Here is a 25,139-nt window from a genome sequence, read left to right as displayed (position 1 = left end):
CCACGCCCGAACCCCAGCGTCCGGCCCGTCCGGCCAGACTGGATCGCCACTGTCGAAAACGCGACGTCGAGGCGCCTTCCGCGGGGTGACATACTGAACGCAGCCTCCGCGACAGCATGCGGAGGACACCGCCGTCCCGACCTACGGAGGCCGCTCAGTGACCACGGATCTGCCCGAGATCGACTCCTGCAAGCCCTACCGGCACCCTGACCGCAGTCTCATCTACAACCGGCTGCTGGAATGGTGCAACGCCGACGTGCTCGACGCCCAGGAGGCCGCCGAGGCCTCCAGCCAGCTCTCGGCCGAGCAGCTGGACACGGCCAACCGGCTCTACCAGGACATCGTCGGCAATATGGGCGGGACCGGCTGGCGCCAGTGGCCGAAGATGCCCGGCGACACCATCCCGGGCGCGCTGCTCGGGCTCTACCCCGTGCTCGCGGCGCTGGACGACATGGTGGCCTTCCACCGCCGCCATAATGTCAACCAGGTGCATTCGCGGCGGATCATGAGCGACGTTGGCGAGAAGCTGCGGCTCAACCGGCGCCTCTATCACCGCGCCGGGCTCGACGTGGCCTTCTGGTTCACCGGGCACGTCAAGGGGACGCTCTACCAGCTGGGGCGGCTGCAGTACTGCATCGAGGGTTCGAGCACCGCCCCGCACCTGGGCATGCACATCCGCGAGGAGGGCGGGCCGCTGACCCACGAGGGGATCGGAGAGTCGGTCGAGGCCGCCCAGCAGTTCTTCCCCAAGGCGTTCCCCGACTTCTTCCCCGGCCCGGACGACATCCGGTTCACCTGCGACTCGTGGCTGCTGGACCCGCAGCTGGACGACTGGCTGCCGCGGCGTTCCAATATCCGCTCGTTCGCGTCGCTGTTCGACCTGATCGGGCCGGAGGAGAACACCGGTCGCGATGCCGCGAGCGACCTGCGCCGCTTCGCTTTCTCGCTGCCCGAGCCGGTCCCGTCGGCCCAGTTGCCGCGCAACAACTCGCTGCGCAAGGCTCTGGCAGAGGGCTTCGACGCCGACGTGCAGTGGAAGAGCCGCATGGGAGTGCTCAACTTGGAGAAACTCTTCGGCAAGCCGTTCTCGGTCCGCCGGTCCTGACTCCTTCCCGTTCCTGAAGCACATCACGGCGCGAGTCCGTACCGATGTACTTCACAGTGGAAAACCGCTGAAATCCACTTCACAGGGCCACCGCGAAGCGGTGGCCCTGTCCGTGTACCCCGGTTCGGACCGGCCTTCGCCGTACGGCACGGCATGCGCCGCGCGACGCGGCCTGCTACCCAGTCCATTCGGCGGGGGCCGAAATCCTCACACGAGGACACCAAGGCTCTCCGCATCCAGGCCCGTTCGCTCCGCCCAGGCGACGAATGGAATGGCCCCGCCGCGCGCCCCGGAGATAGGATGGGCTCCCATCGCACGGAAAGGCCCGGCATGACAAGGGAATCCAGCACCGGCACGTGGACGGCCATAGAGGACGAAGGCGAACTGCGCGATCTGGTCGGACATCCGGCCGAGAGGGCGGCGACCAAAGACCGCAGCCGGCTTCTGCCCATCGATCGCGAGTGGCTCGCCAACTCGCCGTTCTGCGTCCTCGCCACCAGCGACGCCGAGGGCAACTGCGACGCCTCGCCCAAGGGCGACCCCCGGGGACTCATCCACGTCCTGGACGACGAGACCGTCGTCGTCCCCGAACGCAAGGGCAATAAGAGGATGGACGGGTTCTTCAATGTCCTCCGCAATCCGCACGTCGGAATCATCTCGCTGATCCCCGGGCGCGGGGAGACTCTGAGGATCAACGGCCGCGCCACGATCGTGCGCGACGCCCCGTTCTTCGACGACCTGGTGGTCAAGGGCCACCGGCCCGACCTCGCCCTCGTGGTGGAAATCGACCAGGTCTTCTTCCACTGCGCCAAGGCCTTCATGCGCTCTCGGCTCTGGAGTCCGGAGACCTGGGAGCCGGAGGTCCTTCCCTCCACGGCCGAGCTGGTCAAGAGCTCGCAGAACACGCCCGAATCGCTGGAGAGCTTGGAGGAGCACTACGGGGCGCAGTACGCCTCCAAGCTCTACTTAACGTCCGGAGGACCGGGTTCCCGGTTCCGCCGAACCGCCGAAGGGCCCCGCGGCGGGCTCTCGCCCTCATTCGCGGGACCCTTCGGCCCTGGCCGCGCTCGGCGACCCTAGCCCAGTGTCCTTCCGATCGCCGCGATGTTGTCCCGCACCGCCTCAGGCCGGCGCATACCCTCGACGAAGAGGATCTGACGGCTGACGCCGGAGACGTCCGCGGCAGCGTAGAGCTTCTGCACCACCTCGTCGGGCGCGCCGACCGCATGCGTGTCGAAGAGGAAGTCCACATAGGCCGCATAGTCGCGGGGCTTGCGCGACAGGAGCGACTGGTACTGCTCGGTGGTCCTCAAGAGGCCGGTCATCCGGCGCCGCAGCTCTTCCCGGTCGCCCGGACGATCCAGCACCTGGGCGAACACCGCCGCGGCGTGCTGCGCCGCCTCCGCGTCGTGCCCCGCCGCGTCCGCCTCGTGGCGCCACACGTCGATCAGGAGCGCATGGTCCTGCGGAGTCCCCTGCATGCCCAGCAGCAGCGGCACTCCGAGCCTGCCCGCCAGCCGCGCCGTGCCCTCGCTCATGGCCGCCACCCAGAACAGGTTCGGATCCCCCGGTTTGTACGGCGCCGCCGGGACGGGTGCCACCGGGCGGAACTGGAAGAACTCCCCCGACGCCCACACGTCGCCGCTCGACGTCAGCCACTCCCTCAGCAGCGTCAGCGACTCCTCGAAGCCGCGTTCCATGCGCTCCAGCGACGAGTTGAAGACCTCCAGGTCCACCCATGGCCCGCCCCGGCCCACGCCCAGGCGGAACCGTCCCGGGGCCAGGGCCTCCAGCAGCGCGGTCTCCTCCCCGACCTCGACCGGGTGGCGCTGCCCCAGCATGGCCACGGCGGTGCCCACCGCGATCCTCTGCGTGGCCGCCAGCAGGTGCGAGGCCAGGGTGACCGCCGAGGGGTTGAGGCCGTAGTCGATGAAGTGGTGTTCGGCCACCCAGGCCGTGTCGAAGCCGGCCTCTTCGGCCGCCTTCGTGTAGTCCACGAGGTCGCGCAGCGTGCTGTCCGGTTCCCTGTCGGGCACCCGTCCGCCCGCCAGGAAGATGTCGAAGTCCACTGTGAGCGCCATGCCGGCCGCCTTTCTCCCGTCGGATACCACTTAGGATCGCAGAGGCCGGCCGCCTCTTCAAGCAGCGAAACACCTGGCCGCACGCGTATGTCCGATTAGCGTCCAGTCTGGGGAGAGCCCACCGACACCGCTTGCCCGCCCGGAGGCGCTCCTGTGTGGATAGATTGTCGGCGGCGCCTCACCGAGGGCGGGCCGGGGACGCGAGCGAAGGAGGGCGGGAGCTCACGCTCCCGCCCTCCTTCACCTGTTCTGACCTAGTGGCGCAGCATCTCGGCCACGAGGAACGCCAGCTCCAGCGACTGCTGGGTGTTCAGGCGAGGGTCGCAGGCCGTCTCGTAGCGGTCGGCCAGCTCGTCCTCCTTGATCTCCTGGGCGCCGCCCACGCACTCGGTCACGTTGTCGCCGGTCAGCTCGATGTGAATGCCGCCCGGGTGGGTGCCGAGGTTGCGGTGCACCTCGAAGAAGCCAAGGACCTCGTCGACGACGTGGTCGAAGGCGCGGGTCTTGAAGCCGCCCCTGGCCTCGAAGGTGTTCCCGTGCATCGGGTCGCACTGCCACACGACCTTGCGGCCGCTGGCCTCGACCTTCTCCACGATCGGGGGCAGCGCCTCGCGCACCTTGCCGTGCCCCATGCGGGAGATGAGGACCAGTTTGCCCGGAATGTTGTCCGGGTTGAGCTTGTTGCAGACCTCGACCACGTCCTCCGGCTTGGCCGTCGGACCGATCTTGCACCCGACCGGGTTGGCCAGGCGCGAGAGGAAGTCCAGGTGGGCGCCGTCGAGTTGGCGGGTCCGCTCGCCCGACCACAGCATGTGCCCCGACAGGCCGTAGACCTCGCCGTCGAAGACGCGGGTCAGGGCCCTGTCGTACTCGATGGCGAGCATTTCGTGCGAGGCGTAGACCTCGGCGGTGTGCAGCGCGTTGTCCTCCACGCCGCAGGCCTCCATGAAGGCCATCGCGCGGTCGATCTCGCGGCCGATCGCCTCGTAGCGCTCGCCGGCCGGAGAGTTGCGGACGAAGTCCTTGTTCCACAGGTGGACGCTCTGCAGGTCGGCGAGGCCGCCGCCCAGGTAGGCCCGGAGCATGTTCATCGTCGCCGCCGAGTTGGCGTAGGCGCGGATCATGCGCTGCGGGTCGCAGACGCGGGCCTCGGCCGTGGGCTCGAGCGAGTTGAACATGTCGCCGCGGTAGACCGGCAGACCCAGGGAGTCCGTGTTGTTCGAGCGCGGCTTGGAGTACTGGCCCGCGACCCGGCCGACCTTCACGACGGGCATGGAGGCGCCGTAGGTCAGCACGACGGCCATCTGCAGCAGCGTGCGGATGTTCGCCAGGACGTGGGACTCGGTGTTGGACAGGAAGGTCTCACCGCAGTCGCCGCCCTGGACGACGAACGCGCGCCCCTCGGCGACCTCCGCGAGAAGCTCGCGCAGGCGCTTGACCTCGTAGGGCGCCACGATCGGCGGGACGCCTTCGAGCACGCCCGCGACGGCCGTGACCTCGTCGTAGTCCTTCCATGGGGGCATATGCTTCCGCGGAAGGCTGCGCCAATAGTCCAGCCCGAAACGCTCGGCCTCCTCGGCCTGGGGAGCGGCGGGTACGAGTCCTGGATTGCGCAGTTGATGCCATTCGCGATTCACAATGACAATCGTAGCCGCGGTTACCTGCCACTTCAAAGCGTATAGGGTCCATCCCAGCCTGTGACACACAATTCATGGGACGTTTATCGATTCTTTATGTGCTTCGCTTCAAAGAGGCCGACGGAACACCCGTACGTCCCGACCGTCCCTATATGCTGAAAGCCGTGCGACAGACAACTACAGAGCAATGGCTGACCGAGCTCGCCTCGGAGGCCCCGGCGCCCGGCGGAGGCGCAGCGGCCGGAATGAGCGCGGCCATGGGCGCGGCGCTGGTGTCCATGGTGTGCAACCTGACGATCGGCAAACCCAAGTACGCCGAGCACGAGGACATCGCCAAGGAGGTCCTCGCCGAGGCCGACAAGGCCCGTGACGAGGGGATCCGCCTGGCCGAGGAGGACGCGACGGCTTTCAGCGGCGTGATCGCCGCCTACAAGATGCCCAAGGAGACCGACGAAGAGAAGCAGGCCCGGACGGAGGCGATCCAGAAGGGCCTCGTGCGGGCCGCCGAGACGCCGCTGGCCGTCTGCCGGCTCTCGGCCCGCGTCATCAAGCTCTCGGGGCTCATCCTGGACCACTCGAACCCCAATGTGCTCTCCGACGTGGCCGTGGCCGCCTCCAACGCCCGCTCGGCGCTCGAGTCGGCGGCGCTGAACGTCGACATCAACCTCGCCTCCATCAAGGACTTCGACGAGCGGGAGCGCCTCGCCGGGGACCTCAACGACTCGCTCCAGGCCAAGGTGCAGGCCGAGGCCATCATCGCCGCCGTCAGTGGAAGGATCCGCTCGTGAAGACGATCGACGGGCGCGCCATCGCCAAGACCATCCGGGAAGAGGCCGGCAACCGCGCCGAGAAGCTCCGGTCCGAGGGGGTCGTCCCGACCCTCGCCGTCGTCGTCCCCACCAAGGACGAGGCCACCGCCTGGTACGTCCGCCAGATCGCGCGGTCGGCCGACAAGCTGGACATCCAGTGCCGGATCGTGGAGCTCGACGACCCCGGCCGCAACGAGGTCGTCCAGGCGCTCCAGGAGCTGAGCGCCGACGCCTCCGTGCACGGCATCATCTGCCAGACGCCGCTGCCCGAGGGCGTGGCCCTGGCCGACGTCGCGCAGCACATTGTGCGGCACAAGGACATCGACGGCGCCAATCCCGAGAGCCTGGGCCGGCTCGCCGCCGGGCTGGGATCCTGGGCCCCCTCCACCGCGGCCGCCTCGGTGGAGATCCTCAAACGCACGGGCACCGAGCTCGCCGGCAAGCGCGTAGCCGTCATCGGGCGTTCCACCGTCGTCGGCAAGCCCGCCGCGCTCCTGCTGGTCAACGAGTCGGCGACGGTGACCGTCTGCCACTCCAAGACCCGCGAACTGGCCCGCGTCTGCCAGGAGGCCGACATCCTCATCGCGGCCGTCGGCCGCGCCGAGATGGTCAAGAACGACTACATCAAACCCGGTGCCGTCGTCGTCGACGTGGGCACCAACCCGACCGCCGACGGCGGCCTGGTGGGCGACGTGGACTTCGACTCCGCCGCCTCGGTGGCCGGGGCCGTCACGCCCGTGCCGGGAGGCGTGGGGCCCGTGACCACCGGGCTGCTGCTGCTCCACGCCGTGGAGGCCGCCGAACAGCAGCTCTGAGCCCGATCGCGTCGGCCCGCGAACGGGTCCGTCCGACCACGGGAGAGGGCCCGCCGGGACGACCGGCGGGCCCTCTCCTCTTCCCGTCGGGCTACCGACGGGGCAGGAGTGCGATCTCCTGGCTGAACCTCGGAATCGTCCTGGCCAGGTCCCGCCTGATGTTCTTCAGGCTTCGGGCGCTCGGCCCGGAGGGCATGGCCACGATCCTGTCCCGGTAATGGACGAGAAGGTTCAAGGCATGTGCCAGGTCCCAAGGGAGCACGCCGTCGTGTCCGAGGCGGTCCCAGTAGGCGGTCTGGGCCTCGCCGTCCTCGGGCCGGTGCCCCAGGCGGTAGAGCTGCTGCCGCAGGGAGTCGAGCCGATCGAACTCGGCGCGCACCTCTTTGAGCAGCTCTCGGCGCTTGGCCGAGTCCTCGGTCCGGGGCCACCCCTGGTCAGTCAGGGGGCCGCCCAGGCGGAACTTGAGCCGCTCGACACGGTGGATGGAAATGAAAGAGCCCAAAACCTCTCCTCGATAGAGTTGACAATCCGGCCTTTCGCACGCCGCCGGCACGGGGCCGAGAGGCGCGTCCCGGCCCTGGGAAGGCCGGGTCCCGATAGACTACACCCCCGTTCGAGATCAGAACGCTTGGTACACAAGACAACACCGAAAACGTCCAGATCGCCCCGCTACGTGCGGAACCGGTGTCCGCGTCGGCGCTGGCGCGAGGGACGCATCGTGGTACCGGTCGATGGCCTATTCCCGGTGTCCGCGTCGACGCGGGCACGATAGCGGAAACAACCCGTGTGAAGGCGTCCCTCACCGCGCCCGGTGGCGATCCCGTGCTCCGCGTTGAAGATGCGCGCAGAGGACCCCCGGAAAGACGGCCCGGGGCGGGTACCGGCAAAGACCCGCCCGCCGCAAAGCGCCACCACCACTGCGAAGCCGCCTCGCCTCGTCCCGCCGGAGCCGGTTCACCGCCGCTGTCCCCGCGACACCGCCGGGCTTCGGAATTCCGAGGCCGGTTCATTACCGCCGTCCCCGCCAAGCGCACTCCTCCCCTTTCCGCCGTTCCAGACGGAACAGGGCGAACTGTCGCGAATCCGTCGCTGAAAACCGTCCCGGCGACCACGCCGATGCTTCAAAAGCCGCAGCTCATATGGCAGTCTGAAGGTATGGAGTGGGAGTTCTCCCGCGAGGCCGTCATCGACCTCGCACTGTTCCTCGGGCTGCTCGGCGCGGTGGCCACCCTAGGCCTGTCCGGGATCTGGATGGCCCTCAACCGGCGCCGGTGAGAGCGGTCGGCGGGGTGTCGGCCGATTTCGCCGGCACAGCGGATCATTCGTCCACCTTGAAGCTCACCTGTGCGATGCTGTGCCGGAACTTCGGGAGGTCCTTGACGAGATTCTTCCGCATCCTCTTCAACGTTCCCGTGCTCGGGCCGTCCTCGTAGGCCTCAATCCGGTTCATATCGGTGAAGTGACGGTTCATGCTGCCGGCGAGCTTCCAGGGAATCACCCTTTCATGCCCCATCCGGTCCCAATAGACCTCCTGGAGCTCGTTGTCCCCGCGCCGGTACCCCTTGAGGTACAGTGTGCGCCTCTGCTCCTTCATATCGCCGAACATTTCCTTGACCTGCGCCAGCTCGCTCCGGCGCCTTCGCGATGCCCTGTCAGATTCACCGGGAGCCAGACTGATAACGTTCGTAATGCTCACCTTGAACAAGGTCACCAGTGACACGAATTCTCCTTCACAGGTTTCTTGGTTCCAAAATGGGACCGATAGCGGGCACACTAAATTGACTTCACCCGATCGAGTGAGTTCCGGGCGGGGATGGTCCGACTTTCCGCTCCCTGTCGCCGTCATTGCGTCCCAGGGGAATTCAAGTGGACTTCAACGGTACTTCAGCTTACCCGTTGTTCCTGTGCACCGCAATCGCCGGGCGCGCAATGTGAAATGAGATCGTGCCCACGGCAAGTGTTACCAGAAAGTAAGTAAGGCAAGGCTTTCCGCATTGCGCAACCCCTGAACGTGAATCGCCGCTGACCGGTAGCGGACAGCTTCAGAGACGCATTCCCGACAGTTCCTTTCCCACGGCGCCCCTATGGTGAATGCCTATGCGAATAGGAGGTGTGGCAATGACACGCACACGTCGTCTTGCCCTTTTCAGCGCAACTGTGGTCGGGGGGCTGTCCGTGGCGTCCCCCGCGATGGCATTCCAGCACGACCGCGTCAGCAGTCCCGCTCTTCACTGGTTCCTCGACATCGCGAGCCTGCTCATCGTGGCGGCGCCCGTCGTCACGGCGCTCGCCTGGGGACGGGGACAGAACCGCTGGCTCATGGCGGCGCTCATCGGCATCGTCCAAGTGCCGGTCGCCGTCCTGGCGTTCGCCCCCGGCGTCTCACACGCCATGAAGGGCTACGGCCTCGCCGTCGGCCTGACCGTCACGGCACTCGCGGTGCTCTACACGCGCCGAGCGGCGGCACTGCAGCGGGCATCAGAGGCTGAGCAGGAAAGTTCGGCATAGCCCGGCCGCGTCGACGACCGTGAAGCCGTAGGGCCTGTCGCCCAGTTTGAGGACCGCGAAGTCCGGACAGCCGGGGACGGGCCCCTGAAGCATGCCCGAGTACGGATCGACCACGGCGTGGTAGGCGCAGTGCTCCTCGCCGACCCAGCCCCAGGCCCGGTGGGTCTCCTGTCCGCGGAGGCGGTAGACCCCGACGCTGAGGACGCCTGCGGGGGTGGAGCGCCGGTAGAAGTCCGCGTCGAGGCCGGGCAGGTCCACACCCTCGAAGCCGATGTCGTAGATGGTCCGGTGGTAACGGAAGTCGGTGAGCCGGGGAACGGCCTCCATTGCGGGAGCGGTGAGAAGAGTCGGCATGCCCCGTTAACGATTCTCCGGAGGACAAGTGACGCCTTAGATACCCTACGTGACCTAGCACTCATCGCCATGGTCTTCCCGTCCCGCCCCGCTGCCCCCACTCCGGAGGCGTATTCCGGCCACTGCCATCGCGGAATTGCTCCGGCTCGCCGGATCGGTTCGCCGCGACGAAAGCGCCCGAGCAGTCCGGCATTTCTCAGTGCCCAAACGCCCGAGCTGTCCGGCATTCGTCGGTGCCGAAACGGGACCGGGGGCTCGAGCAGACGCGAAGTGCGCATGCTCGAGCCCCCGGTCTCGGCGGAGTTTCGAACTTTCGTCCGGTCCTTGCGGCTCCCGGGTGTTCACCGCCCGAAAGCCGCTCGGTCCCCGATCGCTCGAAGGCCTCCTGTGGTCTTTACAGCCCGAAGAAGGCCTCGGCCTCGCTGTAGCGCTCGACCGGAACGGTCTTGAGCTCGGCGGTGGCCTCGGCCAGCGGGACGCGGACGATGTCGGTGCCCTGCATGGCCATCATCTTGCCGAAATCGCCCTCGTTGACGGAGTCGGCGGCCTGCAGGCCCAGACGGGTGGCCAGGACGCGGTCGAAGGCCGACGGCGATCCGCCGCGCTGGGTGTGCCCCAGGACGACGGCGCGCGTCTCGCGGCCGGTGCCCTTGGTGATCTGGTCGGCGACCCAGTCGCCGACGCCGCCCAGCTTGACGTGGCCGAAGGCGTCGACCTCGGCGTCCTTGGTCTGCATCTCGCCGCCCTTGGCCATGGCGCCCTCGGAGCAGGCGATGATGGAGGCCTTGCCCTCGTCGAAGCGGGCCTGGACGTGCTCGATGACCTGCTTGATGTCGAACTCGACCTCGGGGATCAGGATGACGTTGGCGCCGCCGGCCATGCCCGCGTGCAGGGTCATCCAGCCGGCGTGGCGGCCCATGATCTCGACGACGATGGCGCGCTCGTGGCTCTCGGCGGTGGTCCACAGGCGGTCGATCGCCTCGGTGGCGATGTTGACGGCCGTGTCGAAGCCGAAGGTGTAGTCCGTGGCGTTGAGGTCGTTGTCGATGGTCTTCGGAACGCCGACGCAGTTGATGCCGTCGTCGGTGAGCTTCTTGGCCACGCCCAGGGTGTCCTCGCCACCGATGGCGATGAGCGCGTCCACGCCCAGCTCGGCCATGTTCTTGCGAATGGCCTCGACGCCGCCCTCGACCTTGTAGGGGTTGGTGCGGCTGGAGCGGAGGATGGTGCCGCCCTGGTCGTAGATGCCTTCCACGATGTCCCAGTTCAGCGGCTGGGTGATGCCCTCGATCGGGCCCTTCCAGCCGTAGCGGAACCCGATGAACTCGTGACCGTATTCCTTGGTGCCTTTGCGGACCGCTCCGCGGATGACCGCGTTGAGGCCGGGGCAGTCTCCGCCGCCGGTGAGCACGCCAATGCGCATGCGGAATTCTCCTTGCGTCGTTAATGTCCAGCCGGGAGGCCGACCGCGCAGATATGGGGTCGTCACCCGTTGAAATGGGCGCCTTTGCCGGTTATGAGCTTACCGTATCGGGCCCGGGCGGGCGGGCCTGCGGGGAGGGAGAGGACACGCGGCACAGGACCGCGTCCGCAGGACGGCATGTGCGTCCGCCGGGCCCCGGAACGCCGGGGCGTCAGCGCGAAGGTACGGAACGCAATCGAACACGAGAGCGGAGCCGGGGTCGGGTGGACGTGCGGATATCGCGGGCCGAGGGGCGTGTCGGGTCGGGTCGGCCCAGGCACGGTCGGTCCGGGCAGAGTCTGGTCCGGGCAGAGGCGGGTCCGGCCGGGTCGGGGAACGTCGGGTCGGTCCGGGCAGAGGCGGGTCCGGCCGGGTCGGGGAACGTCGGGTCGGTCCGGGCAGAGGCAGGTCCGACCGAGCCGTGGAACATCGGGTCGGGCCCAACCGAGTCGGAGCACATCAGGGCGGTCCTGTCCAGGCCGGGAGGATCGGGCCATGGCCGCCGCGAGCGACCGTCGCACTGCGGGGCACGGCGAAACGCCGGCGGGAGACGCGGGCGGCCTCCGGGTCACGACCGTCGCATCGCGGACCGCGCGCCGTGCCGGCGCACGGGCGGCCGCGTACGGAATCGGGAGTGCGGGAGGCTCGTGCCGGCTCGGGGAGTCAGAGCGTTCCCGTAGAAGTCTTCGTGCGGAGAGCGTCTGGTACTTCGCTCGTCCGTCGTCGGGGTGGGGCGGGGATGCCGATGGCGGGCACTCGACGTGGCCGCTCGAAGGCTCCGTCGAACTGCCCCTGGGTTCCGGGAGGCGGCTAGTTCTTCCAGCCGACCGACTGGCGCTGCTTCTCCAGAGTCCTCCAGCGGCGCAGGTTGTGCCGCGCGTCGCCCAGCGCGTCGTGCAGTTCGTGGTCCTCTGCCTGCGGAAGCTCGGGGCGCCCCAGGTCGTCCCAGCGCTGGCGCAGGTCCTTCGTCATGCGGGGCAGGGCCTTGGGGAGGGCCGGCATGGTCCCCCACAGCTGCGCGTAGGCGACGTGGTCGTAGGCTCCGAACCAGGCCCACAGCTCGACACGCTCGCCGGGGTGGGTGCCGCCCTTCTTGCGGACCGGGGACACGAGGAACTCGTAGAGCTCGTCGCGGATCGTGGAGCGGTCCTTCCAGCGCTTGTCGCCGGGGGCCGGGAGTTTGTCCAGAACGTTGCGCCGAACCCACTCGCCCGCCGCGTCGGGGTTGAACTCCGTGGAGATGGCATAGTACTCGCGGCCGTGCTCGTCGACTACGCCGATCGAGACGAGGTCGATCGTCTCACCGTTCTCGATGAACTCAGTGTCGTAGAAGTACCTGTAGGGCACGCATCAACCTTTCGTGGGATGTGGCCTCGTACTTTCGCATGAGACTCGTGTTCGCGTGTCGGCTAACCGTTCTCTTTCGACATTACGCCATAAGATCAAGGTCTGGCTCCCGGCCTGGACGGGGACCGGAGTAAATCGGTCAAAGCAGACATACTAGTATAACTTTCGCGGATAGAATCGTACACGGCAACGACGGACGGTCACGCGACGATCGCCCAGGACAGGGCATCCATGCCAATTACCTCCTACCAACCTCTGTACAAGGACAGAAAAGACAGCGATCATAAGAAGGGACCTAATTACCCACGGTTCCGTCGAAAGGGGAGAGATATGGGCGTACACCCGTCTGACGACCCGCTCGCAGGTGTGGCCATGTTCGCCGGACTGGACGCCGATTCGCGCAAGCAGATCGCCGAGGTGGCCGTCCCCCGCCGCTACCTTCGCGGAAGGCTGCTGTTCTTCGAAGGGGAACCGGGCGAGTCCCTCATCATGATCCGTTCGGGATCGGTCAGCGTCTTCCGCACCGCCGCCACCGGCGAGCGCGCCATGTTGCACGTGGCCCGGGCGCCCGAAGTGCTCGGAGAGGTGTCGCTGCTGGACGGTTCCCGGCGGTCGGCCTCCGCCGAAGCGCTCGAAGAGGTCGAGGCGCTGGCGCTGTCGCGAACGTCCTTCCTCGAACTGGTGCACGCCTCGCCGCATATGTTGGACGCCGTGCTGCGGTCCATGGGCGCGATCGTCCGCCGCCTGACGGAGCAGTCCAGCGACCACGTCTTCCTGGACCTGCCGGGCCGCGTCGCCAAGACGCTGGTGCGGCTGGCCGATCAGAAGCGTTCGTCCCAGTTCCCGACGATCGAGCTGAACCAGACCCAGCTGGCCGAGATGGCGGGCGGTTCTCGGCAGAGCGTCAACCAGGCGATCGGCATCTTCTCGTCGCGCGGTTGGCTGCGCACCGAGGGCCGTAAGATCCTCATCCTCGATCTGGCCGCGCTGCGCAAGCGCGCGGGTTTCAGCGAGCAGTAGTCCTCCGACTCCGGGATCGGGCGGGCGTCGGGCCCGGGCCACTGTGGATTCGAGTGGGACGGCGCACCGGCCGACCGGTGGCCGCTCCGTGGTCGCGGTGGACCGCCTCCGCCGGCTCCGCGGTCATTCCCGGTGCCGTGACCGGCGGCGAAGCCTCCTTCTCCGTGTCGTTCGGCGATCTCCCCGGCCGGGCGTGCGGGGCCCGTCAGCCGAGCGCGTCGTCGGATCGCGATTTGACGTCGGCGGCGTAGGAGTCGACGTATTCCTGTCCGGACAGTCCGCGGATGGCGTCCATGATCTCGTCGGTGACGGCCCGTTCGAAGGCTCGGTCGTAGGAGTGGGCCGAGTAGCGGGAGAAGTCCAGGGGTTCTCCGAAGACCAGCCGGACTCTGCCGATTCTGGGGAACTTCCTGCCGATGGGCTGCAGTTCTCCCGTGTTGAGCATGGCGACCGGGACGACCGGCGCCCCGGTGGTGAGCGCCAGGCGCGCCACGCCGGTCTTTCCCTTGTAGAGTCTGCCGTCGGGCGAGCGCGTTCCCTCCGGGTAGATGCCGAACAGCTCGCCGTTCTCCACGACCCGCTGCGCCGCCAGGAGGGCGCGGGTGGCCTCGTCTCCTCCGGAGCGGTCCACGGGGATGGAGCCGATCCCGGTCAGGGTGTTGCGTTTCAGCCAGCCTTTGACGCCCTTCTCGGTGAAGTATTCGGCCTTGGCGATGAAGCGGACCCGTCGGGGCAGGACGAGGGGCATGAACACCGAGTCGGAGAAGGAGACGTGGTTGCCGGCCAGGATGGCGGGTCCGTCTTCGGGGACGTGCTCGACTCCTCGGGCGTCGGGGCGCCACAGTAGGCGGAGGAAGGGGCCTAGGACGATCTTCATCGATTGATAGAGCACGGTTACCTTTTTAGCGGCCGGCGTCCAACGGCCGCGCGTCGGGGCGAAATGAACTTCTGTCGATATTACCCTTGGTCGGCGGTGTCCCGGCGGGAAACCCCGGCTCGGAGGCTCGGGACGCCTTGTTCCGCCGGGTGCCGCGCGGTGGGAGGGCCGTGGTTCGGGCAGCGGTGAGGTCTCCTACGGGCTCCGGGCGCGGTCCCGCCGCGCGGACGGGAAAACGCCATCGGGGGCGGCGCTGCTGGTTCGCGGGACCGTTCGCGTGTCACAATTCATTCGTGGGTATTTCTAGCGAGCCTTTCGTTTTCGACGCCGGGGCCGAGGCAGAGGCGACGGTGCTGTTGTGCCACGGCTTCACCGGCGACCCCGCGAGCATGCGGCCGTGGGGGGAGCACCTCAGGGACGAGGGCTTCCATGTCGTCGCCCCCATCCTCCCCGGTCACGGCCGGTCGTGGCGTGAGTTGGCGGGCACCGGTTGGGACCAGTGGTTCGCGGAGCTGGTCGACGCGCTGGAGAAGGCCGAGTCGTTCGGGCTTCCGGTCTTCGCCGGGGGCCTTTCCATGGGCGGGTCGCTGACGTTGCGCCTGGCCGAGCTGCACGGGGACCGCCTGCGGGGCATCCTCCTGGTCAATCCCGCGATCAAGGACGACAAGCCGCACGGTTTCCTCGCGCAGTGGGTTCATCCGCTGGTGCCGACTGTCGGCACGATCGGGTCGGACATCTCCAAGCCCGACGTCCGCGAGTCGACCACCGACCGCACTCCGCTGGCGGCCTATGCGGCGTTGCGGCGCGGCTGGAAGACGACGCGTGCCGAGCTCGCGCGCGTGACCGTGCCGGTCCGCCTCTTCACCAGCGCCCAGGACCACGTGGTGAACCCGCGGGCCAGCGCCATCGTCCAGTCGGGGGTGTCGTCGGAGCGGGTGGAGGCCACCACCCTGCTGCGCAGTTATCACGTGGCGACGCTCGACTGGGACGCTCCGCTGATCTTCTCCGAGAGCGTCGAGTTCATCCGTTCCCTGCTCGCCGAGGAGGCTTCCGGTGTCTGAGTCCGAGCGCGAGGAGCCGTTGGGCCCCGACGAGGTGGACGAGAAGTTCCGGGAGCTGGTGGGCGGCCTGGAGGACTCGGGGGCCGAGAAGGCGATCGAGAAGGAGGCCGAGGCCGACCGGAAGGCGGAGTCCGAGCCGGACGCCGCGGCCGAGCAGGAGCCGGTGGCGGACCGCTCCGAGAACGAGGAGCCGGGCCTGCTGGATTTGTGGGACGCCGAGTTGCCCGAGGACGAGGAGGACCGGGAGGAGTACGTTCCTCCGGAGCCGCCGCCGATCCCCTGGCCGTCGCTGCACGCGATCGGCGGGGTGGTGTCGATCCTGGTGTCGTTGGTGATCCTGTTCCGGCCGCAGTGGCTGCCGTTCCCGATCACGTTCGCCCGCCTGGTCGGCATCGGGCTGTTCGCCGTGGGCGTGTGGCTGTTGATCAACCGTTTGAAGGACGACCGCGACGAGACCGACGACGGGGCCGTGGTCTGACGCTTCCGCGTCGTGCCGTCGCGTAGGCCGTCGGCGTCCGCGTCGTCCGGTCCGGGCGGCGGCGTTCCTACAGCCAGGAAATGACGGCGTCGGCGGCCGCTTCGGCCTGGGCGCCGGTGTAGAGGTCTCCTCCCCCGCCGACGGTCAGCGGTGAGATGTCGAAGCGCTCCCGCAGGCGTGCCATGGCCTTCTCGTGCACGTCGGTCTCGCGCGCCACGACGCACATCCTGGGCGAACCGACCAGGGCGGGCAGGTCGCGGTCCGGCAGGACGGGGTCGAGCAGGACGACTCCGGCGGCCGGGTAGCGGGTGGCGGCCTCCAGGACAGGCAAGGCGGAGTCGGCGAAGGCGACCAGGACGGCCTGGTGTTCGAGGGTGGCGGCGGTCTGGACGATGTCGTGGGCGCGCAGGTCGCTCTTGCGCGGCCCGGCCGGGGTGGCGCCCTTGCCGCGGAAGTTGAGCGCGGCGCATTCGTGTGCCGAGGCGGCCAGGCGCGGCATCCAGAGCTTCTCGCATTCCTGGGCCTCGTGCGCGCTGTCCGGGATGAGCAGGAGCGGCGTGTCCTTGACGGGGTCGTCGTCGTACTCGAGCGCGTCGGTGGGCGTCAGGGTGAGCACTTCGCGGGCCGCGGCCGGCGCGGGCGGGCGGAGTCGGCGGGCGTGCCAGTCGGCGAAACTCATTCCGTGGCCTCCTGTTCGAGGGTGGCGATGATGCGGCCGAGGGCCTGGAGGTAGGCCTCGCCGTCGACGGCGGTGCGGTGGCGGTGCGAGGACTGGTCGGGAATGGAGGCGCTGTGGCCGGTTTCGGCGACGACGGCCTCGCGGAAGGCGACGGCCCTGTCCGGGTCGCCGCGGCGGACCTTGAGCCAGTGGGCGATGGCGTGGGACTGCCAGTGCGCGATGGGGAGCATCGCCGAGTCGCTGTCGGCCGAGCCGACGAAGGACAGCGTCTCCGCCTTCGGGGAGAACATGTCGGCGAGCAGCCGGTCGTCCTCTCCGCGCAGGTCGGGCGGGCAGAAGTCGTAGCCGGGCTCGAATCCGGTCGCGCAGACGATGGCGTCCACTTCGGCTTCGGAGTCGTCGGCGAAGCGCACGCGGCGGCCTTCGACCGAGGCGACGTGGGGGACGCGGTCGATGGAGCCTTCGCCGACGTACTCGACGTAGTGTCCGTTATAGAGTGTCTCGAGCGGCCCCGGTTCGTCCGGGACACCGATGCCCAGGTGCTCGGCGGCCTTGACCGAGGGTTCGAGCAGCCGGGCGGCCCGGCGTTTGGCCCGCATGCCGAACAGGTCCCACTTGAGCGGCTCGCCCGCCCGCAGCCAGGCCACCTGGGCGGGCTGACCGTCCAGGTACCGGGGCAGGTAGCGGTAGTCGCGGCGGGTGGAGTGGAGGCACTCGGAGGCGATGGGGGCGATCAGGCTCGCCAGGTCGGTGCCGGAGACGCCTCCGCCGATGACGAGGACCCTCTTTCCCTTCCAGCGCGCCAGGTCGCCGGTCTTCGAGGAGTGGACGACGTCGCCGGGGAAGAACTCGAGGCCGGGGATGTCCGGGGTGAAGGGCACCGTGTGGTGGCCGGTGGCGACGATGACCGCGCCGTAGCGGAGCTTGCGGTCGGCCTTGCCCCGCACGGCGGACTTGAGGCGCACGTCGAAGCGGGAGCCTCCCGCCGGTTCGATGCCGACGACCTCGGAGCCGAACCAGATGTGCTCGGTGAGGTGGAAGTGCTGGGCGTAGCGCCCGAGGTACTTCTCGACCAGTTCGGCCGCGGGGTAGTCGGGCCAGTGGTCCGGCATGGGGAAGTCGGGGATCTCCGTCAGCTGGCGCGGAGTCGCGGTGTGGGTGTTGGCGTACAGGGGACTGTGCTGGTTGAGGGGGTTCCACAGGCCTCCGATGACCGTGTCCCGCTCGTAGCAGTCGACCTCGAAGCCGTTCTCCCGCAGGTTCTTGACGGCTATCAGGCCGCAGGCGCCGGCGCCGATGACGCACACCGCCTCATGGCGGTCGTAGGTGGACGAAGCTGTCTGGGCCACGGGTCGTCTCCTCCACTCGCTGCGCTCGGTCGCCGCACCGTCCGGGCCGGATAGGCGGTGCGGAGATGCACTGCAAGCAGATTACCCTGAAGGGATTTCACGACGGAAGGTGCATCCGTGCGGGTCTCCGGGGCCGGGCACGACGATGGCCGCGGACACGGGGTTCCGCGGCCATCCACTGTGTCTCTTCGGGGCGGCCCGTCGGGGAGCCGCCGCCCGGAGTCGGGTCAGGCGTTCGCCGCCGTGTCGGCCAGCATGCGCAGGCCGGTGACGATGGCGTTGGCGAGCTTGCCCTGGCCCAGCTCGGCCTCCATGGAGAAGACCACGAGGGCCGCCGAGCGGTCGGGGATCAGGTCGCGGGCCTGGGAGCCGGTGACGATCTCCAGCTGGCGCTGCGCGGGAGAGATCGCGACGAGGACCGACTGGACCGGGGCCGACAGCTGGGAGTGCAGCTCTTCGGCCGTGGCGCGCACCGGGTCGCCGAGGTCGCCGACGTAGACGCTGAAGTCGAGCCCGCCCCCGTACTTCTGGGCGCTGGTGAGGGCCTGGTCGATGTGCATCAGGTCGGTCTCGTCGAACGGCCCGTTCAGGGCCTCGTGGCGGCCCTCCTCCGGGCTCGCGGACACGACCGCGACGTCTTTCTTACCACTGGCCATGGGAACCTCCCTTGGGTCCGCCCTCGGAAGCGGCGGGCTTCGAGGCATCGACGTCGCCCTCGCGGGCGATGAACCACACTGGGCCGTAGGAGTAGTCCTCTCCGGCCCGGTACTGCGTCTGGGATCGCGGATTGCGCATGTAGACCACCGCGAAGACAACCAGGATGAACAGTACGGGGATTCCAATGAACATCAATACCTGTTGGAAAATCGACATGTTATTCCCCTACTTATGGAAGACGGGCAATGGAGTGTCCTGCCACTCCCCGGGATCCCAGACTAATGCACGGTCACGGGCCCCACCGGCCGCGCCGCCGATTCGAGCGGACTGAATCACCTCGGATTCTCCCCGCCGCGTCAGGATTCGGAGAAGCGGGGCAGCCACGGCTCCCATGTGGGATGGGGCCGGCGCCCCGTGCGGAAGCCGCGCAGCTGCCAGTGCGCGGGCGGCTTCGGGCGCCGGGGCAGGTGCCAGCCGATCTCCTGGAGCATGCGGCTTCCCTTGCGCTGATTGCAGTCGGCGCAGGCGGCCACCACGTTGTCCCAGGTGTGCGTCCCGCCTCGCGAGCGCGGAATCACATGGTCGATGGTCTCGGCGGTCCCGGCGCAGTACACGCAGGTCCAATCGTCGCGGAGGAAGACCCCTCGGCGGGAGGGGGAGCTGGACAGCTGCCGGGGGATGCGGACGTACCGCTTGAGCCGCACTACGCTGGGGGCGGGGAGTCGGAGCGACTCGCTGTGGAAGACGCCCTCTCCCGTGGCGACGGCCTCGGCCTTGCCGGTGAGGAGGAGGACCACGGCGCGTTTGACCGAGACGACGCACAGCGGCTCGTAGCTCTGGTTGAGGACCAGTGACCCGGAGACGTAGGACTGGTGGTGGGCGGCGCGCTCGGCGTCCGCCCGCGCACGGTGGCCCGGGTACTGCTGGACCGTGGTCCTATGTCGAGGCCTTATCATGGCTCGGTGTCCTCTCTCTCGGGAGATGACTCCAGTTTGACCGAAATCTCAAATCATTGCATCTCGGATTCGTGCCGGATGCAATGGTTTTCGCGTCACGATCGCTATCAATTCAAATAATTTCCGATAAATATTCGAACAGTAACCGGATAACTACGTTATAAGGGAGAGTCCTGCATGACCCTGGCAGCGGAGGCCGCGGCCAAATCCCCTTGCGAGAAGGGCTTGAACGCCTGCTCCATCCTCTTCGACGTCACAGAGAACGAGAAGTGGTCGACGACCCTGGGCGGGATCCTCGACAAGACCTTCTACGTCATTGTGATCCTCGTCATCGCCCTCATCGCGAAGTCGATCCTCCACCGTTTGATCGCCAAGGTGGTGTCCAAGGTCGTCAAGGCCTCGGAGAAGCAGAAGAACGCCGACTGGAACAAGCTGATCGACGCGCGCTCGCGCCGTGAGCAGATCGTCGGCAACCGCTCCGAGCAGCGCTCGGCCACTCTGACCACCGTCCTGCAGTACGCCGTGTCGGTCGTCATCTACGTCTCGGCGATCCTCATCATCCTCGCGCAGCTGGGCATCAACATCGGCCCGCTCCTCGCCAGCGCCGGCGTCGTCGGCCTCGCCGTCGGTTTCGGCGCCCAGAACCTGGTCAAGGACTATGTCAGCGGGGTCTTCATGCTCATGGAGGACCAGTACGGCGTCGGCGACTGGGTCGACGTGGGCGACGCCCAGGGCACCGTCGAGGACATGGGGCTGCGCGTCACGACCATCCGCGACATCAGCGGAACTCTCTGGTACGTGCGCAACGGCGAGATCCTGCGCGTGGGCAACTCCTCGCAGTCGTGGGCGTACGTCAACATCGACACGCCGCTGTCGTCGCAGATCGACACCGAGGCCGCCGCGACGGGCATCATGGGCGCCGTCCGCGAGGTCGCCGCCGACCGCCAGTGGAGCCAGTTCATCCTCTCCGACCCCGAGTACCAGGGCGTGGTCTCCATGAACATCGACGAGACGGTGGTGCGCGTGGCGCTCAAGACCACCAGCTCGGAGCAGTGGGCCATCGGGCGCGAGCTGCGCCGCCGCATCGGCGACCGCCTTCACAACGAGGGCTTCACCACCCACGCCTCGCGGGTCTTCGTGCCGCGCGGGTCGATCGGCGGAGCCCAGTAGTACTCACTGGTCACAGCCGGGGCACGGTACAGTGGTAGGACGAATTCCGCTGTACCGCCCAGACTGTGACTCCGGTCAGAACACTTTCGTTCGATCCCCATCCTTGGCACGATAGGGATATGGCAACCTCCGACTCCGAGCAGACGACGGCCTCCCCCTCCACCGGGCAGGGCACCATTCCGCTGCGCCGTAAGACCGAGGCCGCGCCGGTCGCCTCGGGCGGCTCCTTCTACGAGCTCGTCGGGGGATCGGAGACGTTCCGCAGGATCGCCGCCTCGTTCTACGAGAACGTGCGCCAGGAGCCCCTGCTGCTCCCGCTCTACCCCCAGGACGACCTCGACGGCGCCGCCCGGCGCCTGCAGCTGTTCCTGGAGCAGTACTGGGGCGGCCCGCACACCTACCAGGAGGAGCGCGGCCACCCGCGTCTGCGCATGCGCCACGCCCCCTACAAGATCGGCATCGCCGAGCGTGACGCCTGGCTGCGTGCGATGCGCGGCGCCATGGACTCGGTGGCCCTGGCTCCCGAGCACGACCAGGCCATGTGGGAGTACATGGTCCGGGCGGCGGACTTCATGCGGAACACGCAGGAAGCGTAGACACAGCATGCGGAACACGCGGGAAGCGTGAGCTCTGCACGCGGATCACGCGCGAAGGCTGAACCCAGCGGGCGGAACGCCGGGGAATCTGAACACGGCACGCCGGGCACGCGCGTAGCCCGAGCGCGGAGTGCGGGATTCGCGGCGAGCGCAGTCCCGGCCCCATCGGTCGAATATCCGTTCGCCCTTCGCGGACGGGGGAAGTATCCTTGACTCTCGTCATGCCCGATTCACAGAACTCCGAGAAACCCGGCCGTCCCTCCCGCCGCAAGAAGGGCCCGGGGCTCCGCGACCGCATCGCCGAGCTGCGCACCTCCGACCAGCGCCGCCTCCTCGGCCGACTGCGCGACGCGCGCTCCGCCGAAGGGACCGACCGCGCCGCCGCCTTCGAGAACCTCGAAGCCGAGCTCACCTCCCTCAAGACCGCCCTCGACCTGCGCTCGCGGGCCCGCCCCGAGATCTCCTACCCCGAAGAGCTGCCCGTCAGCCAACACCGGGACGAGATCGCCGACGCCGTCTCGAAACACCAGGTCGTCATCATCGCCGGCGAGACCGGTTCGGGCAAGACCACCCAGATCCCCAAGATCTGCCTGGACCTGGGCCTCGGAGTGCGCGGCCTGATCGGCCACACGCAGCCCCGCCGCATCGCCGCCCGCTCGGTGGCCGAGCGCATCGCCGACGAGCTGGGCTCCCCGCTGGGCGAGGCGGTCGGCTGGAAGGTCCGCTTCAGCGACCGGGTCAGCGACCAGTCGCACATCAAGCTCATGACCGACGGCATCCTCCTCACCGAGATCCAGAACGACCGGATGCTGTCGGCCTACGACACGATCATCATCGACGAGGCCCACGAACGCAGCCTCAACATCGACTTCATCCTCGGCATCCTCAAGCAGCTGCTGCCCAAGCGCCCCGACCTGAAGGTCATCGTCACCTCCGCGACGATCGACCCGGAGCGCTTCGCCGCCCACTTCGCCCTCGACGAGCACGGCCTCTGCAGCGGCAAGCCGGGCTCCGAGCCGGCCCCGGTCCTCGAGGTCTCCGGGCGCACCTACCCCGTCGAAGTCCGCTACCGGCCGCTGGCGGGCGACGACGACTCCGACGACCGCGACCAGTCCAACGGGATCCTCTCTGCGGTCCGCGAGCTGCAGGCCGAGGGGTCGGGGGACATCCTGGTCTTCCTCTCCGGCGAGCAGGAGATCCGCGACACCGCCGACGTCCTGGGGCGGGCGAAGCTCCCCCACACCGAGGTCCTCCCGCTGTTCGCGCGCCTGTCGGCCGAGGAGCAGCACCGGATCTTCCGTTCGCACACGGGCCGGCGCGTCATCCTCTCCACCAACGTGGCGGAGACGTCTCTGACGGTCCCCGGCATCCACTACGTCATCGACACGGGCAACGCGCGCATCTCCCGGTACTCGGCCCGCACCAAGGTGCAGCGGCTGCCGATCGAGCCGATCAGCCAGGCCAGCGCGAACCAGCGTGCCGGGCGCGCCGGGCGCCTCGCCCCCGGAATCTGCGTCCGGCTCTACTCCGAGGACGACTTCAACTCGCGTCCGGAGTTCACCGACGCCGAGATCCTGCGCACCAATCTCGCCAGCGTCATCCTGCAGATGACCGCCGCCCGCCTGGGGCGCGTCGACTCGTTCCCCTTCGTGGACGCCCCCGACGCCCGGAACATCAAGGACGGCACCGACCTCCTCACCGAACTGGGCGCCTTCGAGGCGAAGAAGGGCAAGGAGCCGCGTCTGACGGACGTGGGGCGCAAGCTCTCCCGCCTCCCGATCGACCCGCGCCTGGCGCGGATGATCCTCGGCGCGGTCGAGCAGGGCGCCGTCCACGAGGTCACCGTCGTCGCCACCGCCCTGTCCATCCAGGACCCGCGCGAGCGCCCCCAGGACAAGAAGGGCGCCGCCGACCAGAGCCACGCGCGCTTCGCCGACCCCGAGAGCGACTTCCAGACCTTCCTCAACATCTGGAAGTACCTGGAGGAGCAGAAGAAGGCGCTGTCCAACAGCGCGTTCCGGAGGATGTGCAAGAAGGAGTTCCTGCACTACCTGCGCATCCGCGAATGGCAGGACCTCTACCGCCAGGTGGCCTCCTCGCTGAAGGGCCTCAAGATCTCCACGCGCCCGGCCACTCCCCCGCCGACGCCGGAGCGGCTGCACACCGCGATCCTCTCGGGGCTGCTCTCCCACGTCGGCGTCAAGGAGGCCGAGACGCGCGAGTACCTGGGGGCGCGCGGAGCGAAGTTCGCCGTCTTCCCCGGTTCGGGGCTCTACAAGAAGCAGCCCCGCTGGGTCATGTCGGCCGAGCTGGTCGAGACGAGCCGCCTGTGGGGGCGCCTGTGCGCCAAGATCGAGCCCGAGTGGGTCGAACCGCTGGCCCCGCACCTGATCAAGCGCTCCTACTCGGAGCCGCACTGGTCGAAGAAGGCCGGCGCCGTGCTCGCCTACGAGCGCGTGACGCTCTACGGCGTGCCGATCGTCCCGAGGCGGTCGGTCAACTTCGGGCGCATCGACCGGCAGACGAGCCGCGACCTGTTCATCCGCCACGCCCTCGTGCAGGGCGAGTGGAACACGCACCACAAGTTCTTCGCCCGCAACCGGGAGATGATCGAGGAGGTCGAGGACCTGGAGAGCCGCGTGCGGCGCCGGGGCCTGCTGGCCGACGAGCAAACGCTGTACGACTTCTACGACGAGCGGCTGCCGGGCGACGTCGTCTCCTCGCGCCACTTCGACACCTGGTTCAAGAAGCAGAGGGACAAGTCCGTCCTCGAGTTCGACAAGAGCCTGCTGGTCGACGAGCGCGCCGAGGAGATCGACGCGGCCTCGTTCCCCGACGTGTGGACCTCCGAGGGCGTCGACCTGGACCTGGATTACGTCTTCGAGCCGGGGACCGCCTCCGACGGCGTGACCGTGGACGTGCCCCTGGAGGCCCTGAGCCAGCTGGACGAGGCGCGCTTCTCCTGGCACGTGCCGGGGATGCGGGTCGACGTCGCCGAGTCGCTCATCAAGTCCCTGCCGAAGACGCTGCGGCGCAACTTCGTCCCCGCCCCCGACTTCGCCAAGGCGGCGGTCGCGCGGATGGACGACTCCGACCCGCGCCCGTTCACCGCCGTGCTGGCGGAGGTCCTGCGGTCCATGACCGGGGTGGCCGTCCCCGAGGACGCCTTCGACGAGTCCAAGCTGCCGGGGCACCTGCAGTTGACCTTCCGGGTCCGGGACACCGACGAGAAGATCGTCGCCGAGGGCAAGGAGCTGAACGCCCTGCAACGCCAGCTGGCCCCCAAGACGACCGAGGCCGCCCAGGAGTCGGCCCCGGAGCTGGAGCGCACCGGGCTGACCGGCTGGGAATTCGACGGGCTTCCCAAGGTCCACGAGATCCCGCGCGGCGCCTACACCGCCAAGACCTATCCCGCCCTCGTCGACGAAGGGGCCACGGTGGGGGTCAAGGCCTTCCCCGACGCCGGGAGGCAGGCGGCGAACATGTGGGCCGGGACGCGGCGCCTGCTCCAGTTGAACACTCCCAACCCTCACGTCAAGGAGGCGCTCGTCAAGCGCGAGCTGCTCCTTCTGACGGCGAGTCCCTACGCGAGCGCCGACGCGCTCATCGCCGACGCCCAGCGCGTCGTCCTCGACAAGGTCCTCATCGAGAACGGCGGCCCCGCCTGGGACCGCGCGGCCTGGGAGAAACTCCTGACCGGTTCCCGGCAGCACTTGGCGGCCGAGTCGGTCTCCGTGGTCCGCAAGGCCCTCACGGTCCTGGAGGCGGCCTCGGAGGCGCGTCCGCTGCTGGAGGGGAAGTTCGACTTCGCGATGCTGGCCGCCATGAGCGACATGCGCTCGCAGCTGGACGACCTCGTCTGCGACGGCTTCCTCGCCAAGGCCGGGTGGTGGCGCCTCGACGACATCGCCCGCTATGTCAAGGCGATCGCCTGGCGGGCGAAGAAGGTCTCGTCGGACGCCGAGGGGGACGCGGTCAAGATGGACCTCGTCCACCGTCTGGAGGCCGAGCGGGACTCGCTGGCGCGGGCCCGCCCGGCCGCGCTGCGCACCGCCCAGGGGCAGGAGATCCGCTGGATGATCCAGGAGCTGCGCGTCAGCCTCTTCGCCCAACAGCTGGGCACCCGATACCAGGTCAGTGAGAAGCGCGTCCGCAAGGCCCTGCAGGCGCTGTAGTCC

At 68.4% G+C, this 25,139-nt stretch carries 24 protein-coding genes; 11 read left to right on the top strand and 13 right to left on the bottom strand.

Annotation, left to right across the window (positions count from 1 at the left end; translation table 11 throughout):
* Positions 1-157: 157 nt before the first annotated feature.
* Together ACFTE1_RS04905 and ACFTE1_RS04900 are read left to right on the top strand one after the other, a co-directional pair.
* On the top strand, positions 158-1,105 hold the full coding sequence (locus ACFTE1_RS04905; RefSeq protein ID WP_380618148.1) for an acyltransferase domain-containing protein: 948 nt from the start codon (positions 158-160) through the stop codon (positions 1,103-1,105).
* A gap of 330 nt (positions 1,106-1,435) precedes the next feature.
* A complete protein-coding gene (locus ACFTE1_RS04900) occupies positions 1,436-2,185 on the top strand; it encodes a pyridoxamine 5'-phosphate oxidase family protein (protein WP_380618147.1) in 750 nt (249 codons plus the stop codon).
* Here the strand turns inward: ACFTE1_RS04900 and ACFTE1_RS04895 are convergent.
* On the bottom strand, positions 2,182-3,186 hold the full coding sequence (locus ACFTE1_RS04895) for an LLM class flavin-dependent oxidoreductase (RefSeq protein WP_380618146.1): 1,005 nt from the start codon (positions 3,184-3,186) through the stop codon (positions 2,182-2,184). The two genes, ACFTE1_RS04900 and ACFTE1_RS04895, sit on opposite strands and share 4 nt — an antisense overlap.
* Before the next feature lie 254 nt (positions 3,187-3,440).
* The gene (locus tag ACFTE1_RS04890) at positions 3,441-4,823 is read right to left on the bottom strand and encodes a class II 3-deoxy-7-phosphoheptulonate synthase (protein ID WP_380618144.1); all 1,383 of its coding nucleotides are present in this window, start codon (positions 4,821-4,823) and stop codon (positions 3,441-3,443) included.
* A gap of 164 nt (positions 4,824-4,987) precedes the next feature.
* Between ACFTE1_RS04890 and ACFTE1_RS04885 the strand changes: the two genes are divergently transcribed.
* Together ACFTE1_RS04885 and ACFTE1_RS04880 are read left to right on the top strand one after the other, a co-directional pair.
* Entirely contained in the window at positions 4,988-5,611 is a 624-nt protein-coding gene (locus ACFTE1_RS04885) for a cyclodeaminase/cyclohydrolase family protein (protein WP_380618143.1), read from the top strand.
* Positions 5,608-6,447, top strand: coding sequence for a bifunctional 5,10-methylenetetrahydrofolate dehydrogenase/5,10-methenyltetrahydrofolate cyclohydrolase (locus ACFTE1_RS04880; RefSeq protein ID WP_380618141.1), 840 nt, complete (start codon positions 5,608-5,610; stop codon positions 6,445-6,447). The genes ACFTE1_RS04885 and ACFTE1_RS04880 overlap by 4 nt, the downstream gene beginning before the upstream one ends.
* A 91-nt stretch (positions 6,448-6,538) precedes the next feature.
* Here the strand turns inward: ACFTE1_RS04880 and ACFTE1_RS04875 are convergent, their stop codons facing one another.
* Together ACFTE1_RS04875 and ACFTE1_RS04870 are read right to left on the bottom strand one after the other, a co-directional pair.
* Positions 6,539-6,949, bottom strand: a complete 411-nt coding sequence (locus ACFTE1_RS04875) for a hypothetical protein (RefSeq protein WP_380618140.1) — start codon at positions 6,947-6,949, stop codon at positions 6,539-6,541.
* 816 nt (positions 6,950-7,765) lie between these two features.
* The gene (locus ACFTE1_RS04870) at positions 7,766-8,167 is read right to left on the bottom strand and encodes a hypothetical protein (RefSeq protein ID WP_380618139.1); all 402 of its coding nucleotides are present in this window, start codon (positions 8,165-8,167) and stop codon (positions 7,766-7,768) included.
* A 398-nt stretch (positions 8,168-8,565) separates the two neighbouring features.
* Here ACFTE1_RS04870 and ACFTE1_RS04865 point away from each other — a divergent pair, with 398 nt between their 5' ends.
* Complete coding sequence (locus tag ACFTE1_RS04865; protein ID WP_380618138.1) at positions 8,566-8,955, top strand: hypothetical protein; 390 nt, start codon at positions 8,566-8,568, stop codon at positions 8,953-8,955.
* Here the strand turns inward: ACFTE1_RS04865 and ACFTE1_RS04860 are convergent.
* The 3 genes from ACFTE1_RS04860 to ACFTE1_RS04850 form a co-directional block, all read right to left on the bottom strand.
* Positions 8,926-9,309: a hypothetical protein gene (locus ACFTE1_RS04860; protein ID WP_380618137.1), complete on the bottom strand. Its 384-nt coding sequence runs from the start codon at positions 9,307-9,309 to the stop codon at positions 8,926-8,928. The two genes, ACFTE1_RS04865 and ACFTE1_RS04860, sit on opposite strands and share 30 nt — an antisense overlap.
* A gap of 394 nt (positions 9,310-9,703) precedes the next feature.
* Complete coding sequence (locus ACFTE1_RS04855) at positions 9,704-10,732, bottom strand: 6-phosphofructokinase (RefSeq protein WP_380618136.1); 1,029 nt, start codon at positions 10,730-10,732, stop codon at positions 9,704-9,706.
* 849 nt (positions 10,733-11,581) lie between these two features.
* Complete coding sequence (locus tag ACFTE1_RS04850; protein WP_380618135.1) at positions 11,582-12,118, bottom strand: polyadenylate-specific 3'-exoribonuclease AS; 537 nt, start codon at positions 12,116-12,118, stop codon at positions 11,582-11,584.
* Positions 12,119-12,448: 330 nt separating this feature from the next.
* Between ACFTE1_RS04850 and ACFTE1_RS04845 the strand changes: the two genes are divergently transcribed.
* Positions 12,449-13,138 carry a Crp/Fnr family transcriptional regulator gene (locus tag ACFTE1_RS04845; protein ID WP_380618134.1) on the top strand — a complete coding sequence of 230 codons (690 nt, stop codon included), beginning with the start codon at positions 12,449-12,451 and terminating at the stop codon, positions 13,136-13,138.
* A 205-nt stretch (positions 13,139-13,343) separates the two neighbouring features.
* Here ACFTE1_RS04845 and ACFTE1_RS04840 read toward each other — a convergent pair whose 3' ends face one another.
* Entirely contained in the window at positions 13,344-14,030 is a 687-nt protein-coding gene (locus tag ACFTE1_RS04840; RefSeq protein ID WP_380618133.1) for a lysophospholipid acyltransferase family protein, read from the bottom strand.
* 278 nt (positions 14,031-14,308) lie between these two features.
* Here ACFTE1_RS04840 and ACFTE1_RS04835 point away from each other — a divergent pair, with 278 nt between their 5' ends.
* Positions 14,309-15,076, top strand: a complete 768-nt coding sequence (locus ACFTE1_RS04835; protein WP_380618131.1) for an alpha/beta hydrolase — start codon at positions 14,309-14,311, stop codon at positions 15,074-15,076.
* Positions 15,069-15,554 (top strand): hypothetical protein, encoded by a 486-nt coding sequence (locus ACFTE1_RS04830; protein WP_380618130.1) that lies wholly within the window; start codon positions 15,069-15,071, stop codon positions 15,552-15,554. The genes ACFTE1_RS04835 and ACFTE1_RS04830 overlap by 8 nt, the downstream gene beginning before the upstream one ends.
* Positions 15,555-15,621: 67 nt before the next feature.
* Here ACFTE1_RS04830 and ACFTE1_RS04825 read toward each other — a convergent pair whose 3' ends face one another.
* The 5 genes from ACFTE1_RS04825 to ACFTE1_RS04805 form a co-directional block, all read right to left on the bottom strand.
* Positions 15,622-16,233, bottom strand: coding sequence for a hypothetical protein (locus ACFTE1_RS04825; RefSeq protein ID WP_380618128.1), 612 nt, complete (start codon positions 16,231-16,233; stop codon positions 15,622-15,624).
* Entirely contained in the window at positions 16,230-17,582 is a 1,353-nt protein-coding gene (locus ACFTE1_RS04820; protein ID WP_380618127.1) for a flavin-containing monooxygenase, read from the bottom strand. The genes ACFTE1_RS04825 and ACFTE1_RS04820 overlap by 4 nt, the downstream gene beginning before the upstream one ends.
* A 227-nt stretch (positions 17,583-17,809) precedes the next feature.
* On the bottom strand, positions 17,810-18,238 hold the full coding sequence (locus tag ACFTE1_RS04815) for a DUF5130 family protein (protein WP_380618125.1): 429 nt from the start codon (positions 18,236-18,238) through the stop codon (positions 17,810-17,812).
* The gene (ctaJ, locus tag ACFTE1_RS04810) at positions 18,225-18,455 is read right to left on the bottom strand and encodes an aa3-type cytochrome oxidase subunit CtaJ (RefSeq protein ID WP_380618124.1); all 231 of its coding nucleotides are present in this window, start codon (positions 18,453-18,455) and stop codon (positions 18,225-18,227) included. Before ctaJ ends, ACFTE1_RS04815 begins: the two co-directional genes overlap by 14 nt.
* Positions 18,456-18,595: 140 nt before the next feature.
* The gene (locus ACFTE1_RS04805; RefSeq protein ID WP_380618122.1) at positions 18,596-19,195 is read right to left on the bottom strand and encodes an HNH endonuclease; all 600 of its coding nucleotides are present in this window, start codon (positions 19,193-19,195) and stop codon (positions 18,596-18,598) included.
* A gap of 177 nt (positions 19,196-19,372) precedes the next feature.
* On the opposite strand from ACFTE1_RS04805, the gene ACFTE1_RS04800 reads away from it, so the two are divergent.
* From ACFTE1_RS04800 to hrpA, 3 genes are all read left to right on the top strand, one after another.
* Positions 19,373-20,365 carry a mechanosensitive ion channel family protein gene (locus ACFTE1_RS04800; RefSeq protein ID WP_380618120.1) on the top strand — a complete coding sequence of 331 codons (993 nt, stop codon included), beginning with the start codon at positions 19,373-19,375 and terminating at the stop codon, positions 20,363-20,365.
* A gap of 119 nt (positions 20,366-20,484) precedes the next feature.
* Positions 20,485-20,961: a globin gene (locus ACFTE1_RS04795; protein ID WP_380618118.1), complete on the top strand. Its 477-nt coding sequence runs from the start codon at positions 20,485-20,487 to the stop codon at positions 20,959-20,961.
* 221 nt (positions 20,962-21,182) lie between these two features.
* Positions 21,183-25,136 carry an ATP-dependent RNA helicase HrpA gene (gene hrpA, locus ACFTE1_RS04790; RefSeq protein WP_380618116.1) on the top strand — a complete coding sequence of 1,318 codons (3,954 nt, stop codon included), beginning with the start codon at positions 21,183-21,185 and terminating at the stop codon, positions 25,134-25,136.
* Positions 25,137-25,139 lie beyond the last annotated feature (3 nt).

The organism is Salininema proteolyticum, from assembly GCF_042685645.1.
Classification (GTDB): Bacteria; Actinomycetota; Actinomycetes; order Mycobacteriales; family Micromonosporaceae; genus Salininema; species Salininema proteolyticum.
Note: the sequence above shows the minus strand (reverse complement) of the source record. Positions and strands in the feature narration are given on the sequence as shown.

What these genes read in the sequence shown, in the direction of transcription:
- ACFTE1_RS04900 (WP_380618147.1), top strand. Translation starts at nt 1,436, where the DNA reads ATGACAAGGGAATCCAGCACCGGCACGTGGACGGCCATAGAGGACGAA.
- ACFTE1_RS04895 (WP_380618146.1), bottom strand. Translation starts at nt 3,186, where the DNA reads ATGGCGCTCACAGTGGACTTCGACATCTTCCTGGCGGGCGGACGGGTG.
- ACFTE1_RS04865 (WP_380618138.1), top strand. Translation starts at nt 8,566, where the DNA reads ATGACACGCACACGTCGTCTTGCCCTTTTCAGCGCAACTGTGGTCGGG.
- ACFTE1_RS04860 (WP_380618137.1), bottom strand. Translation starts at nt 9,309, where the DNA reads ATGCCGACTCTTCTCACCGCTCCCGCAATGGAGGCCGTTCCCCGGCTC.
- ACFTE1_RS04855 (WP_380618136.1), bottom strand. Translation starts at nt 10,732, where the DNA reads ATGCGCATTGGCGTGCTCACCGGCGGCGGAGACTGCCCCGGCCTCAAC.
- ACFTE1_RS04845 (WP_380618134.1), top strand. Translation starts at nt 12,449, where the DNA reads ATGGGCGTACACCCGTCTGACGACCCGCTCGCAGGTGTGGCCATGTTC.
- ACFTE1_RS04825 (WP_380618128.1), bottom strand. Translation starts at nt 16,233, where the DNA reads ATGAGTTTCGCCGACTGGCACGCCCGCCGACTCCGCCCGCCCGCGCCG.
- ACFTE1_RS04815 (WP_380618125.1), bottom strand. Translation starts at nt 18,238, where the DNA reads ATGGCCAGTGGTAAGAAAGACGTCGCGGTCGTGTCCGCGAGCCCGGAG.
- ctaJ (WP_380618124.1), bottom strand. Translation starts at nt 18,455, where the DNA reads ATGTCGATTTTCCAACAGGTATTGATGTTCATTGGAATCCCCGTACTG.
- ACFTE1_RS04805 (WP_380618122.1), bottom strand. Translation starts at nt 19,195, where the DNA reads ATGATAAGGCCTCGACATAGGACCACGGTCCAGCAGTACCCGGGCCAC.
- ACFTE1_RS04800 (WP_380618120.1), top strand. Translation starts at nt 19,373, where the DNA reads ATGACCCTGGCAGCGGAGGCCGCGGCCAAATCCCCTTGCGAGAAGGGC.
- ACFTE1_RS04795 (WP_380618118.1), top strand. Translation starts at nt 20,485, where the DNA reads ATGGCAACCTCCGACTCCGAGCAGACGACGGCCTCCCCCTCCACCGGG.
- hrpA (WP_380618116.1), top strand. Translation starts at nt 21,183, where the DNA reads ATGCCCGATTCACAGAACTCCGAGAAACCCGGCCGTCCCTCCCGCCGC.